We start from the raw sequence: 14,101 nt of genomic DNA on the forward strand, positions 1-14,101 counted from the left end.
ACTCTGCTTACTCGCCGAGCAGGCTCCGCACCCGCTCCTGCCCCACCGCCAGCAGCAGCGTGGGCAGCCGCGGACCCGTGTCACGGCCCACCAGCAGGTGGTACAGCAGCGCGAAGAACGTCCGCTGGGCCGTCTTGATCTCGGCCGGCAGCTCCTTGGGCGTGGCGTCGGCGGCGAACCCGGCCTGCACCTTCGGCACCCCGTACACCAGGTGCGTCAGCCCGTCGAGCGACCAGTTCTCCGCGAGGCCCGCCAGGAGCAGCCGCAGGGATTCCCGGGACGCCTCGTCGAGGGACTTCAGCAGCTCGGCGTCGGGCTCGTCGCGCACGATGGTCCGCTGGTCGGCGGGGACGTGCGTGTTGATCCAGGCCTCGGCCTTGTCGTACCGGGGCCGGACCTCGTCCAGGGACGCGGGCGGGTCCGACGGATCCAGCTCGCTCAGGATCCGCAGCGCCTGGTCCGCGTGCCCGGCGGTGATGTCGGCGACGGACGCGAGCGTCCGGTACGGCAGCGGACGCGCCGTCCGCGGCAGCTCGCCGCCCGCGGTCCGCACCGCACGCGAGTGCGCGGCGACGTCGGCGGGGAGGGCGGCACCCTCCGCCACCTTGGCGTCGAGCTTGTCCCACTCGTCGTAGAGCCGCTGGATCTCCTGGTCGAAGGCGATCTTGAAGGACTGGTTGGGACGGCGGCGGGCGTAGAGCCAGCGCAGGATCTGCGGCTCCATGATCTGGAGCGCGTCACCGGGCGTCGGGACCCCGCCCCGCGACGACGACATCTTCGCCATCCCGGAGATCCCCACGAACGCGTACATCGGCCCGATGGGCTGCTTGCCGCCGAAGATCCCGACGATCTGCCCACCGACCTGGAAGGAGGACCCCGGAGACGAGTGGTCGACGCCGCTCGGCTCGAAGACAACGCCCTCGTACGCCCACCGCATCGGCCAGTCGACCTTCCAGACCAGCTTGCCGCGGTTGAACTCGTTGAGCCGCACGGTCTCGGCGAAGCCGCACTCGTTGCAGGTGTACGACAGCTCGGTGGTGGCGTCGTCGTACGAGGTGACCGTCGTCAGGTCCTTCTCGCAGTTGCCGCAGAACGGCTTGTACGGGAAGTACCCGCCGGCGCCGGAGGACCCGTCGTCCTCACCGGCCGCCCCCGACCCCTCGGCGGCCTCCAGCTCGGCCTCGTCGAGAGGCTTCTGCTGCTGCTTCTTGGCGGGCGCCTTCTTCGTCCGGTACTGGGCGAGGATCGCGTCGATGTCCGCGCGGTGCTTCATGGCGTGCAGGATCTGCTCGCGATACGTCCCCGCGGTGTACTGCGCGGTCTGGCTGATGCCGTCGAACTCGACGCCCAGCTCGGCGAGCGCGGCGACCATGGCGGCCTTGAAGTGCTCGGCCCAGTTCGGGTACGACGAGCCCTTCGGCGCCGGCACGGAGGTCAGCGGCTTGCCGATGTGCTCGGCCCAGGACTCGTCGACCCCGGCGATACCGGCCGGCACCTTGCGGTACCGGTCGTAGTCGTCCCACGAGATCAGATGCCGAACCTGGAGCCCGCGCCGCCGGATCTCGTCGGCGACGAGATGTGGGGTCATGACCTCACGCAGGTTCCCCAGGTGGATCGGCCCCGAGGGTGACAGCCCGGACGCGACGACGACCGGTTTGCCCGGGGCCCGACGCTCCGACTCCTCGATGACCTCATCCGCGAAACGGGAGACCCAGTCGGTGGTCTCGGTGCTCTGAGCCACGGGGCACGTCCTTCTTTCTCCTGAAGCAGCCGGTACGGTCTACGGCTGGCGTTGCCATTGTCCCAGACCCGATAAGCGGCGCAGCCGCTTATCGGGGGCGCGGGGAACTGCGCGACCAGCCCCCACAGGCCCGCACCCGGCAACGAGACGGAAAAACCCCTTTGCGGCCCCGTGGGATACTGACCGGGTCTATCAATCCCACGAGGAGAACGGCTCCCACCCCATGGCCCCGGTCACCCCGCTCAGCACCTCCGTCGAAGCACAGCTCACGTCCGCGATCTCCGCCACCCTGCCGGAGACCACCGACGTGGACCCACTGCTCCGACGCAGCGACCGGGCCGACTACCAGGCGAACGGCATCCTCGCCCTCGCCAAGAAGGCCAAGGCCAACCCCCGGGAGCTGGCCACCCAGGTCGTCGCGCACATCACCACCGGCGACCTGATCAAGGACGTCGAGGTCTCCGGCCCCGGCTTCCTCAACATCACGATCTCCGACCAGGCGATCACGCGGACCCTCGCGGCCCGTGCCGCCGACGGCGACCGTCTCGGCGTCCCCCTCAAGGACCAGCCCGGAATCTCGGTCATCGACTACGCCCAGCCGAACGTGGCCAAGGAGATGCACGTCGGCCACCTGCGCTCCGCGGTGATCGGCGACGCCCTGCGCGGCATGCTCGACTTCACCGGCGAGCAGACGATCGGCCGGCACCACATCGGCGACTGGGGCACCCAGTTCGGCATGCTCATCCAGTACCTGATCGAGAACCCGGCAGAACTCGCCGCGGAGACCGACACGGACGGCGAGCAGGCCATGTCGAACCTGAACCGGGTCTACAAGGCGTCCCGCGCGGTCTTCGACACGGACGAGGCCTTCAAGGAGCGGGCCCGCAAGAGGGTCGTCGCCCTCCAGTCCGGCGACAAGGAGACGCTCGACCTCTGGCAGCGGTTCGTGGACGAGTCGAAGGTCTACTTCTACTCCGTCTTCGAGAAGCTCGACATGGAGATCCGGGACGACGAGATCGTCGGTGAGTCGGCGTACAACGACGGCATGCCGGAGACCGCCCGCCTCCTGGAGGAGATGGGCGTCGCGGTCCGCTCCGAGGGCGCGCTCGTCGTGTTCTTCGACGAGATCCGCGGCAAGGACGACAAGCCGGTCCCGCTGATCGTGCAGAAGGCGGACGGCGGCTTCGGCTACGCGGCCTCCGACCTGACGGCGATCCGCAACCGGGTCCAGGACCTGCACGCCACGTCCCTGATCTACGTCGTGGACGTACGTCAGTCGCTCCACTTCAAGATGGTCTTCGAGGCGGCCCGCCGCGCGGGCTGGCTGACCGACGAGGTCACCGCGCACAACATGGGCTACGGCACCGTACTGGGCGCGGACGGCAAGCCGTTCAAGACACGTGAGGGCGAGACGGTCAAGCTGGAGGACCTGCTGGACGAGGCGGCACAGCGGGCCGCCGAGGTGGTCCGGGAGAAGGCGCTGGACCTCAGCGAGGCCGAGATCCAGGAGCGGGCGGCACAGGTCGGCATCGGTGCGGTGAAGTACGCGGACCTGTCGACGTCGGCGAACCGGGACTACAAGTTCGACCTGGACCAGATGGTGTCGCTCAACGGCGACACGTCGGTGTACATCCAGTACGCGTACGCCCGTATCCAGTCGATCCTGCGCAAGGCGGACGCCGTGGCGCCCGCAGCGCACCCGGAGCTCGAACTGCACGCGGCGGAGCGGGCGTTGGGCCTGCACCTGGACGCGTTCGGTGACACGGTCTTCGAGGCGGCGGCGGAGTACGCCCCGCACAAGCTGGCGGCCTACCTCTACCAGCTGGCATCGCTGTACACGTCGTTCTACGACAAGTGCCCGGTGCTGAAGGCCGACACGGAGGAGCAGAAGCAGAACCGCCTCTTCCTCTGCGACCTCACCGCCCGCACCCTCCACCAGGGCATGGCCCTCCTGGGCATCCGCACCCCCGAGCGCCTCTGACCGCCTGATGGCAAGCCTGCCCAACCCGCTGCCCACGCTGGACTCCCTCGAACTCGGGCTGCCGCCGGGGGCGTTGCTCGGCACCACACTGTGGCTCGCGGACGCCCCCGCGCAGCCCGGTGACTGGACGACGTACCAGCAGGCGCCGCGCGCGGTCGGTCTTCTCCCCGTCCTCATCGACGTCGGCGCGGGCCACGGCGGGCCGGGGGAATGGGAGTTGGAGCCCGAGGAGATGTCGTACCCCGGGGATCACGACCCCGAGGAGATCCTGTCGGACTTCTGGGAGGAGTGCTGCGCGGGCGAGGCCGGCGACTGGCCCGGTCTGGCGGCCCCGCTCGCGGCGCAGGGCGCCCCCGATGCGGTGGCCGCCGACGTCGTCGACTCTCTGTCGGTCGGCACTGGCCCCCTCAAGGACCCCCGTCTCGCCCTGGTCCCGGCACGCCGCAGCGCGGACATCCCGACCGCGCTCGGCTGGATGGGACCGACGAACCACGCCGACGACACGGCCCTCCTCAGCGCGATCCTCCGCTCCTGGGAGGACCGCTTCGGCATCCGGGTCGTAGCGCTCGGCTTCGACCAGCTGCTGGTCTCCGTCGCCGCCCCGCCCACGACCCTCGACGACGCACTCGCCGTGGCCGCCGAGCACTTCGCGTTCTGCCCGGACAACATCTGGCAGGGCGCCGGCACCCTTCATGCCTACGCCGAGCAGCAGTTGCTCAACCAACCCACGTGGCACTTCTGGTGGGACTGACCGACTGACCCTCAGCCCCTGAGCCCCTCCCCCAACCGCCGCAGCCCCTCCCCGATCCGCTCCGGCGTCTCGGTCACGAAGCACAGCCGCAGGGTGGCCCGGTCCGGCTCGCCGGCATAGAACGGCGCACCCGGCACATACGCGACGTCATGCCGCACCACCCCGGGCAACAGGGCCGTGGTGTCGTACGACGAAGGCAGCCGCGCCCACAGGAACATGCCGCCCTCGGGCCGCTTCCAGGTCGAGCCCTCGGGCAGGGCCTCCGCCAGCCCGGCGAGCATCGCGTCCCGCCGCTCGCCGTAGACGGCCGCGACCCGCGCCACATGCGCGTCGAGGTCCCGGTCCGCCAAGTACCGTGCGGCGGCCAGCTGGTTGACGGTCGGGGTGTGCAGATCGGCGGCCTGCTTGGCGACGACACAGGCCCGCCGCAGCGCCGCCGGCGCCCGCAGCCATCCCAGCCGCAGCCCCGGCGCCATGACCTTGGAGAAGGAACCGAGCAGCACGGTCCGGTCGGCGGCCTCCGCGTGCGCGGCGATCCACGGCACCCGCTCCCCCTCGAAGCGCAGCTCGCCGTACGGGTCGTCCTCGACGATCCACAGCCCGTGCCGCGCGGCGACGGAGGCGACCGCGGCCCGCCGCTCCGCGGAGACGGTCCGGCCGGTGGGGTTCTGGAAGGTGGGCACGGTGTAGAGCAGCTTCGGCCGTTCGCGTACGACGAGTTCGGCGAGCGCCACCGGGTCCGGGCCGTCCGCGTCCCCGGGCACCCCGAGGACCCGCGCCCCGGCGAACCCGAACACCTGAAGTGCCGCCAGATAGCAGGGCTCTTCGACCAGGACCGTGTCGCCGGGCTCCACGAGGGCGGTCGCGAGCAGGGACAGGGCCTGCTGGGAGCCGGTGGTGACCAACACGTCGTCGGCGTCGGTGGGCAGCCCGCGCACCGACATCCGCCCGGCGAGCGCGGCCCGCAGTGTCGGCTCTCCCTCGGTCGTGGAGTACTGCAGGGCCTGCGCGGGCGCCTCCTCCAGGACGGCCCGGAAGGCGGCGTCGACACCGGCGGCGTCGAAGAGTTCGGGGGCCGGGAGCCCGCCCGCGAAGTTGATGACCTCGGGCCGTGCGGTGACGGCGAGGATGTCCCGTACCGGAGAACCACCGATCGACCGGGCCCGCGCGGCGAGCGGCGGCACGGGAGCGAGGACGTCTGTGGATGCTGCGGGAGCGCTCGTAAGGGTCATGCGGAGCACCCTAGACAATTACCTGCCCTCTACAAGCAGATTTCCAGGATCCGGTACCGTCCCGTGCCACCCACCTGGGACGCAACGAAACCGCAGGTCAGCGCCCGTCCCACCACTCTGACGTCCCGAATCCCCCGCCACCCCTGGCCTCGGCCCCGCGCGGCCCCACAAGCTGGGCCCTGCCGAACTGCCGAACTCCCCCACCCGAAAGGGCCGCGCCATGCCCAGGTCCGCACCCACCGCCCGCCCCGCCCGGCTGCTCGCCGCGCTGACGGTCGTGGTCGCCGCGTTCACCCTGACGGCGTGTGAGGACGGCGAGGGCCTGCGCGACGAGGGCCCGTCCTCGTCGACCTCCCTGACCTACGACGACCCGTCGCCGGCCTCCCAGGCCTCCCCGCCGAGCGGGAACTCGTAGGCGGGCCGCCCGTTGTTGCCACTGGTCCGGAAGGGCTCGCCCCCGTCGTCGATCCGCAGCGTGCCGCTGCGCGAACCGCTGGACCAGTCCAGCTCCAGATACCAACTGACGTCGTACGCGGAGGCGTCGGCCCGGATGTAGTAGACCTCGGGGTCCGACTCGCTCACCTTGAACGGGAAGTCCCGGTGCCCCGACTCGGGCACGACCGCGGGCCGTGTCGCGTCGAGGGCCACGGTGAAGGACCGGGTCGGCACATTGCCGCCGCAGCCGACGCCCGGATATCCCATCGCGTAGTCGTTCCAGGCGACCGGCGACCGCTTGCCGGCCATGTGCACGGTCAGATCCTTGACGACCACCGTCTCCGCACCGGTGCCCTGCACGGTGAGCGTCACATACTGCTCCCCCGAAGACACCGCCCCGGTGGCCGCCACCCACGCCGCCGCGTCCTGCTCGATCGGCGGCGGAGGCACCTCGCCGGGCGGCTTGTCGATGAGATAACGCTGGGCGCAGGGGCTCTCCCAGGAGTAGGGGGCGACCGAGACGGTCACCGGAGTGCCGGTGGCGGAATCGGCGCCGGAGGAGACGGAAGGCACCGAACTCGCCCGCGAACCGGCGCTCGCTTCCTTCCCCTTGTCCTTCGCGGTGGCCGTGGGCGAGACGGACGGCGAGGCCTTCGAGGCCGAAGGCGACGCGGACCCGCCCTTCCCCGCCCCGTCGTCACCGGCCACGGACACGGACCCGGCGGGCCGCTCACCCGGGTCGTCGTCCCCACCCGAGGGCAACCCCAGGGCAAGCCCGACGGCACCGAGCACACCGGCGACGGCGATGGCGGCGACGAGGGCGGTACGGCGGCGCCGACGAGGGCGCGCCTCGGACGCGCCGGACACCTCGGACACGTCAAGCTCGTCAGGCGCCTGCGCCACCTCAGGCACAACTGCCGCTACGGCCTCCGCCGTTGGCGCCGGCGCTGGAGCCGCCCCCTTCTTCCCTCTCCCCGCATCCGCCAGCACCCACCGCCGATGCAGCTCGACGAGCTCGTCGGGCGAGGCCTTGCACAGCCGCGCCAGCCGCTCGACCGGCGCGTAGTCGGTCGGTACGGCATCGCCGTTGCAGTAGCGGTGCAGCGTCGACGAACTCATGTGAAGCCGTTTGGCGAGCACGCCGTAGCTGAGCCCGGAGCGGTCCTTCAACTCCCGCAGGAACTCGGCGAAAGCATCCGCGGCAGAGCCGTCGGTCACCGTTCTCCACCCCCGTGTCGTCCCGTTCCCATTTACCAGAAACGGACTGTTCTTCCAGGTCGGAACACCGTGTCAGAGCATCCGCGCGGCCTCGACCGCCCAGTAGGTGAGGATGTTCTGCGCCCCGGCGCGCTTGATACCCGTGAGGGTCTCGAGAATGGCCCGCTCCCGGTCGATCCACCCCTTCTCGGCGGCGGCCTCGATCATCGAGTACTCGCCGGAGATCTGGTAGGCGGCGACGGGAACGTCCACGGACTCCGCGACCTTGGCCAGGATGTCGAGGTAGGGCCCGGCCGGCTTGACCATCACCATGTCGGCCCCTTCCTCCAGATCGAGGGCCAACTCCCGCAAGGACTCCCGGGCATTGGCGGGATCCTGCTGATAGGTCTTCCGATCCCCCTTCAGCGAAGACCCGACAGCCTCCCGGAACGGCCCGTAGAAGGCGGAGGCGTACTTGGCGGTGTACGCCAGGATCGCCACGTCCTCCCGCCCGATCTGATCAAGGGCATCCCGGATGACCCCGATCTGCCCATCCATCATCCCGCTGGGCCCGACCACATGCGCCCCGGCATCGGCCTGCACCTGAGCCATCTCGGCGTACCGCTCCAGGGTGGCGTCATTGTCGACACGCCCTTCCCCGTCCAGCACCCCGCAATGCCCGTGATCGATCGTCTCGTCGAGACACACGTCGGACATCACCAGCAGCTCATCACCGACCTCGGCCCGCACATCGCGCAGCGCGACCTGCAGAATCCCGTCAGGATCGGTCCCCGGCGTCCCCAGAGCGTCCTTCTTGCTCTCCTCCGGCACCCCGAACAGCATGATCCCGGAGATCCCGGCGGCAACAGCCTCCGCGGCGGCCTTCTTCAGACTGTCCCGGGTGTGCTGCACAACGCCCGGCATGGCAGAAATAGGCACCGGCTCACTGACCCCCTCCCGCACGAAGGCGGGAAGAATGAAGTCAGCAGGATGCAGCCGAGTCTCGGCAACCATCCGCCGCATGACGGGCGAGGTCCGCAACCGCCGCGGCCGACTACCAGGAAACGATCCGTACTTCGACATACCCCTAAGCTACGCCCGCCCCACACCCCCCGTTACCGACGCCTCGTCGGCGCCGCACGGCCAGGCAGCGGACGTACGCCCCGCGGCGCGGCACCCGCGTTCGGACGTGAGGGGACGTGCCGGGGGGTGTCCGCCCGCAGCGGTTGGCGCGTCAACACGGCCGCCCCTTATAGGCGACCGATTCCGCGCCGTTCCGAGGACGGACACCCCCCGGCGCGGCCCCGCCCCACAACGCACCCGAACCGCACAACGCAAGCCCCCACACAACGGAACCGCGCACAACGCAAGCGCCCCCACGCAACCGAACCGCGCACAGCACAAGCCCCCACGCACCAGAACGGGCCGCCGCAGGCATCCAGCCCACGACGGCCCGCACCAGCAGACAGAACAGAACGCGTCAGGTGGTCGTACGCCTCCGCCGCGCCCCAGGCCGCCGCTCACTCGGCCGCGTCACCGGATCCCCGGCCTCGACCGCCGCGGCACGCCGCTTCAGCCCGAAGTCGGCCAGCGCCTCGGCGAGCTTGTGCACGGACGGCTCAGGAGCCATCACATCCACCCGCAGCCCGTGCTCCTCGGCAGTCTTGGCCGTCGCAGGCCCGATACAGGCAATCACCGTCACGTTGTGCGGCTTACCGGCGATACCCACCAGGTTCCGCACAGTGGAGGACGACGTGAAGAGAACGGCGTCGAAGCCACCCCCCTTGATCGCCTCCCGCGTCTCGGCCGGCGGCGGCGAGGCCCGCACGGTCCGGTAGGCGGTGACGTCGTCGACCTCCCACCCGAGCTCGATGAGCCCGGCGACCAGCGTCTCGGTGGCGATGTCGGCGCGCGGCAGGAAGACCCGGTCGATCGGATCAAACACAGGGTCGTACGGCGGCCAGTCCTCAAGCAGCCCCGCGGCCGACTGTTCCCCACTGGGCACCAGATCCGGCTTCACACCAAAGGCGACCAGCGCCTTCGCAGTCTGCTCACCCACCGCCGCGACCTTGATCCCGGCGAAGGCACGCGCATCGAGCCCGTACTCCTCGAACTTCTCCCGCACCGCCTTCACCGCGTTGACCGACGTGAAGGCGATCCACTCGTACCGCCCCGTCACCAGCCCCTTCACGGCCCGCTCCATCTGCTGGGGCGTGCGCGGCGGCTCGACGGCGATGGTCGGCACCTCGTGCGGCACGGCGCCGTACGACCGCAGCTGGTCGGAGAGCGAGGCCGCCTGCTCCTTCGTGCGCGGCACGAGCACCCGCCACCCGAACAGGGGCTTGTTCTCGAACCACGACAGCTGGTCGCGCTGGGCGGCGGCGGAACGCTCACCGACCACGGCTATCACCGGCCGGCCACCCTCCGGGGAGGGCAGCACCTTGGCCTGCTTGAGCGTCTGGGCGATGGTGCCCAGGGTCGCCGTCCACGTCCGCTGACGCGTGGTCGTACCGGCGACCGTGACCGACATCGGGGTGTCGGGCTTACGGCCCGCGGCCACCAGCTCACCGGCCGCGGCGCCGACGGAGTCGAGAGTCGTCGACACGACGACCGTGCCGTCCGAGGCCCCCACCTCCGTCCAGCACCGGTCGGAAGCGGTCCGGGCGTCCACGAAGCGCACGTCCGCGCCCTGGGCGTCCCGCAGCGGCACACCGGCGTAGGCGGGCACGCCGACCGCGGCCGCGACCCCGGGAACCACCTCGAAAGGCACCCCGGCGCGGGCGCACGCCAGCATCTCCTCGGCGGCGTACGTGTCGAGCCCGGGGTCCCCGGACACCGCACGCACGACCCGCCTGCCGCCCCGCGCGGCCTCCATGACAAGATGTGCGGCATCCCTCACGGCAGGGACACCCGCGGTTGCTGACGAACCGTCAACAACCGTCAGCTGAGGCGCGCCTGTGCCCGGAAGCGGGTCCGCGGAGGACCCCGGTTCCGTGTTCACGACGGCGACGCCCGAACGGGCGTGGACGCGTACGACGTCGAGCACCTCGTGCTCGGCGACGAGAACGTCCGCGCTCGCGAGCGCCTCCACGGCGCGCAGAGTCAGTAGTCCCGGATCCCCGGGTCCGGCACCCAGGAAGGTGACGTGCCCGTGCTCAGGACCGGCGGCAGGAAGGGCGGTGGGGCTCACTGTGCTCGCTCCCCCATCAGACCGGCCGCGCCCTGGGCAAGCATCTCGGCCGCGAGTTCACGGCCGAGCGCCATTGCCTGGTCGTACGTCTCGGGCACGGGACCGGTGGTGGACATCTGCACCGTACGAGAGCCGTCGGTGGTACCGACCACCCCTCGCAGGCGCATTTCCTTGACAACGTGCCCGTCGGCCAGCAGGTCGGCCAGCGCGCCCACAGGGGCGCTGCAACCGGCCTCCAGGGCGGCGAGCAGCGACCGCTCGGCAGTCACGGCGGCCCGCGTGAACGGGTCGTCGAGCTCTCCGAGCGCGGCGATCAGGTCCGCGTTGTCCGCGGTGCATTCGATCGCGAGTGCTCCCTGGCCGGGAGCGGGCAAAACCGTGTCGACCGACAGGAAGTCGGTCACTTCCTCGCTGCGCCCGATGCGGTTCAGCCCGGCCGCGGCCAGCACCACCGCGTCCAGCTCACCGTCGTGCACGTACCGGATCCGGGTGTCGACGTTCCCCCGGATCGGCACGGTCTCGATGTCCAGCCCGTGGGCGCGGGCGTACGCGTTCAACTGGGCCATCCGCCGCGGCGAGCCGGTACCGATCCGGGCCCCGCGGGGCAGGTCGGTGAACTTCAGCGCGTCCCGGGCGACGATGACGTCCCGCGGGTCCTCGCGCTGCGGGATCGCGGCGAGCGACAGCTCGTCGGGCTGCCCGGTCGGCAGGTCCTTGAGCGAGTGGACGGCGAAGTCCACCTCACCCTTGAGAAGCGCCTCCCGCAGAGCGGTCACGAAGACACCCGTGCCACCGATCTGCGCGAGCTGCTCCCGCGACACATCTCCGTACGTCGTGATCTCGACGAGCTCGACGGGCCGCCCGGTCACCTGGCTCACGGCGTCCGCCACCTGCCCGGACTGGGCCATGGCGAGCTTGCTCCGCCGTGTCCCGAGCCGTAGCGCCCTGTCACTCATGCCGCTCATGCCGGCCCTCGGTCTTTCTCATTGGTGTTGCTGTCCTCGGCCCGGGAGACGGCGGCCACCGTCTCCGGGTCGAGGTCGAACAGGGTCCGCAGCGCGTCCGCGTACCCGGCACCGCCGGGCTCGGCCGCGAGCTGCTTGACCCGTACGGTCGGTGCGTGGAGCAGCTTGTCCACCACGCGCTTCACCGTCTGTGTGATCTCGCTGCGGTGCTTGTCGTCGAGCCCCGGGAGGCGCCCCTCCAGCCGGGCCATCTCCCCGGCCACCACATCGGCGGCCATGGTGCGCAGCGCGACGACGGTGGGCGTGATGTGCGCGGCCCGCAGCGCGGCCCCGAACGCGGCCACCTCGTCGGCGACGATCCGCCGCACCTGGTCGACGTCGGCGGCCATGGGAGCGTCGGCGGAAGCCTCGGCCAGCGACTCGATGTCGACGAGCCGTACCCCGGCGATCCGGTGGACGGCGGCGTCGATGTCGCGGGGCATGGCGAGGTCGAGCAGGAAGAGCACGGGCTGCGGCCCCGCGGCGATGGGCTCCGGCCGACGCCGCTCGGGAATCCGCCCGACGGTGGCGACGGTCGCGACCAGGGCGGCAATGGCCCCGGCCTCGTCGACAGCGACGGAAGTCTGCGGCCGCGGGGCGTTGTCCACCCAGGCGGCATGCTGCTCGAGCTCGGCGGCGCCCATCCCGGCGACAGCGGCTTCACCGAGCACGGAGAAGCCGGGGGTGGCCTGGACGGCGTTCAGATCAAGCGGACAGTTCTCGTCAGCCGACCCCGTCTGGTCTGCGGGCAGTCGTGCCGCTTGGACCGCACGGGTGGGCGCAGACGGCACCCCGCCGGCGCCGGGCCGCGCGACCTCCACGTCCGGCACCCGCCCACCCACAGCGGCCGCAACGGCCTCCCCGGTGAGCACCAGCCCCGTCGCCCCCGTACAGGACACCACAACATCGGCACGTGTCAGCTCGCCCGGCACCGCATCCATCGGTACCGCGCGGGCCAGCACGTCCCCAACAACCAAGTCGGAAGAGGCGCCCTCATTGAGAATCTCGACCAGCCGCGAGGCCCGCTCGGCGGTCCGGTTGGCGACGACCACCTCACCGACCCCGGCACGCACCAGCGTCGCCGCGGCCAGCGAGGACATCGACCCGGCCCCGATGACCAGCGCCGTCTTCCCCCGGGCCCAGTCCGCGACCTCACCGCCGGAGGCAAGCTGCTCAAGGCCGAACGTCACCAGCGACTGCCCGGCCCGGTCGATCCCGGTCTCGGAGTGCGCCCGCTTGCCGACCCGCAGCGCCTGCTGGAAAAGATCGTTGAGCAGCCGTCCGGCGGTGTGCAGATCCTGCGCCTTGGCCAGCGAGTCCTTGATCTGCCCGAGGATCTGCCCCTCGCCGACGACCATGGAGTCGAGTCCGCAGGCGACGGAGAACAGGTGGTGAACCGCCCGGTCCTCGTAGTGCACATACAGATAGGGAGTGAGCTCCTCCAGCCCCACCCCGCTGTGCTGGGCGAGCAGCGTGGACAGCTCGGCGACACCGGCGTGGAACTTGTCGACGTCGGCGTACAGCTCGATGCGGTTGCAGGTGGCGAGCACCGCGGCCTCGGCGGCCGGCTCCGCGGCGACCGTGTCCTGGAGCAGCTTGATCTGGGCGTCGGCGTTCAGCGCCGCCCGCTCCAGCACGCTGACCGGAGCGCTGCGATGGCTCAGCCCTACGACGAGGAGACTCATGCCGGCATCACGGCGGGTACGTCCCCGTCGGGTCCTTTGTCGGCCGAGGCGGACTCACCGCGCGCGGCGACGGCCGGAGCTCCCCCGTCGTTCCCGGCGGCGGCCTCCTCACCGGCCTTGCGCTGCTCGTGGAAGGCGAGGATCTGCAGCTCGATCGACAGGTCCACCTTGCGCACGTCGACGCCGTCCGGAACGGACAGCACGGTCGGCGCGAAGTTCAGGATGGAGGTGACACCGGCGGCCACGAGCCGGTCGCAGACCGGCTGGGCGGCACCGGCGGGGGTCGCGATGACACCGATGCTCACCCCGTTGTCCTCGATGATCTTCTCCAGATCATCGGAGTGCTGCACGGGGATCCCGGCGACGGGCTTCCCGGCCATGGCCGGGTCGGCGTCGATGAGCGCGGCGACCCGGAAGCCACGGGAGGCGAACCCGCCGTAATTGGCGAGGGCGGCGCCGAGGTTGCCGATACCGACGATGACGACCGGCCAGTCCTGGGTCAGCCCCAGTTCGCGGGAGATCTGGTAGACGAGATACTCGACGTCGTACCCGACACCACGCGTTCCGTAAGAACCGAGGTAGGAGAAATCCTTGCGCAGCTTCGCGGAGTTGACGCCCGCCGCGGCCGCGAGCTCCTCGGAGGAGACCGTGGGGACCGAGCGCTCCGACAGTGCGGTCAGCGCGCGGAGGTACAGCGGAAGCCTGGCGACGGTGGCCTCGGGAATCCCTCGGCTACGGGTCGCCGGTCGGTGAGTTCGGCCAGTTGCCACGGTGCTCCTGCGGGTAGAGCGGGGCTGCAGGCGGTCACACGTACCTAGACCGCCCCGTCGAAAGCAGGCTATGTCTTTGTGAACGCGTGCACAAAGATGGTGTCCGATTTGCCCG

General features: G+C 70.9%; 11 protein-coding genes. 3 read left to right on the forward strand and 8 right to left on the reverse strand.

The genetic code is table 11. From position 1 onward, the window contains the following. Positions 1-7: 7 nt before the first annotated feature. Positions 8-1,741, reverse strand: a complete 1,734-nt coding sequence (gene lysS / locus OG885_RS20105) for a lysine--tRNA ligase (RefSeq protein ID WP_405733438.1) — start codon at positions 1,739-1,741, stop codon at positions 8-10. Positions 1,742-1,964: 223 nt separating this feature from the next. On the opposite strand from lysS, the gene argS reads away from it, so the two are divergent. After that, a complete protein-coding gene (argS, locus tag OG885_RS20110) occupies positions 1,965-3,722 on the forward strand; it encodes an arginine--tRNA ligase (RefSeq protein WP_405733441.1) in 1,758 nt (585 codons plus the stop codon). A 7-nt stretch (positions 3,723-3,729) separates the two neighbouring features. Next, a complete protein-coding gene (locus OG885_RS20115) occupies positions 3,730-4,473 on the forward strand; it encodes a DUF4253 domain-containing protein (protein ID WP_405733444.1) in 744 nt (247 codons plus the stop codon). 11 nt (positions 4,474-4,484) lie between these two features. Here the strand turns inward: OG885_RS20115 and OG885_RS20120 are convergent, their stop codons facing one another. Continuing rightward, entirely contained in the window at positions 4,485-5,705 is a 1,221-nt protein-coding gene (locus OG885_RS20120; protein ID WP_405733446.1) for a PLP-dependent aminotransferase family protein, read from the reverse strand. Positions 5,706-5,925: 220 nt separating this feature from the next. On the opposite strand from OG885_RS20120, the gene OG885_RS20125 reads away from it, so the two are divergent. After that, positions 5,926-6,120, forward strand: coding sequence for a hypothetical protein (locus OG885_RS20125; RefSeq protein WP_405733449.1), 195 nt, complete (start codon positions 5,926-5,928; stop codon positions 6,118-6,120). Here OG885_RS20125 and OG885_RS20130 read toward each other — a convergent pair. From OG885_RS20130 to OG885_RS20155, 6 genes are all read right to left on the reverse strand, one after another. After that, complete coding sequence (locus tag OG885_RS20130; RefSeq protein WP_405733452.1) at positions 6,066-7,358, reverse strand: helix-turn-helix domain-containing protein; 1,293 nt, start codon at positions 7,356-7,358, stop codon at positions 6,066-6,068. The genes OG885_RS20125 and OG885_RS20130 overlap by 55 nt on opposite strands. A gap of 72 nt (positions 7,359-7,430) precedes the next feature. Further along, entirely contained in the window at positions 7,431-8,420 is a 990-nt protein-coding gene (hemB, locus tag OG885_RS20135; RefSeq protein ID WP_405733455.1) for a porphobilinogen synthase, read from the reverse strand. A 397-nt stretch (positions 8,421-8,817) separates the two neighbouring features. Then, a complete protein-coding gene (locus tag OG885_RS20140) occupies positions 8,818-10,527 on the reverse strand; it encodes a uroporphyrinogen-III synthase (RefSeq protein ID WP_399966880.1) in 1,710 nt (569 codons plus the stop codon). Beyond that, positions 10,524-11,483: a hydroxymethylbilane synthase gene (gene hemC, locus OG885_RS20145; RefSeq protein ID WP_399966881.1), complete on the reverse strand. Its 960-nt coding sequence runs from the start codon at positions 11,481-11,483 to the stop codon at positions 10,524-10,526. The genes OG885_RS20140 and hemC overlap by 4 nt, the downstream gene beginning before the upstream one ends. Before the next feature lie 5 nt (positions 11,484-11,488). Further along, entirely contained in the window at positions 11,489-13,216 is a 1,728-nt protein-coding gene (locus tag OG885_RS20150) for a glutamyl-tRNA reductase (protein ID WP_405733460.1), read from the reverse strand. Beyond that, positions 13,213-13,986, reverse strand: a complete 774-nt coding sequence (locus OG885_RS20155; RefSeq protein ID WP_405733463.1) for a redox-sensing transcriptional repressor Rex — start codon at positions 13,984-13,986, stop codon at positions 13,213-13,215. The genes OG885_RS20150 and OG885_RS20155 overlap by 4 nt, the downstream gene beginning before the upstream one ends. Between the last annotated feature and the right edge of the window lie 115 nt (positions 13,987-14,101).

It is taken from the genome of Streptomyces sp. NBC_00028, assembly GCF_045041065.1.
Lineage (GTDB): Bacteria > Actinomycetota > Actinomycetes > Streptomycetales > Streptomycetaceae > Streptomyces.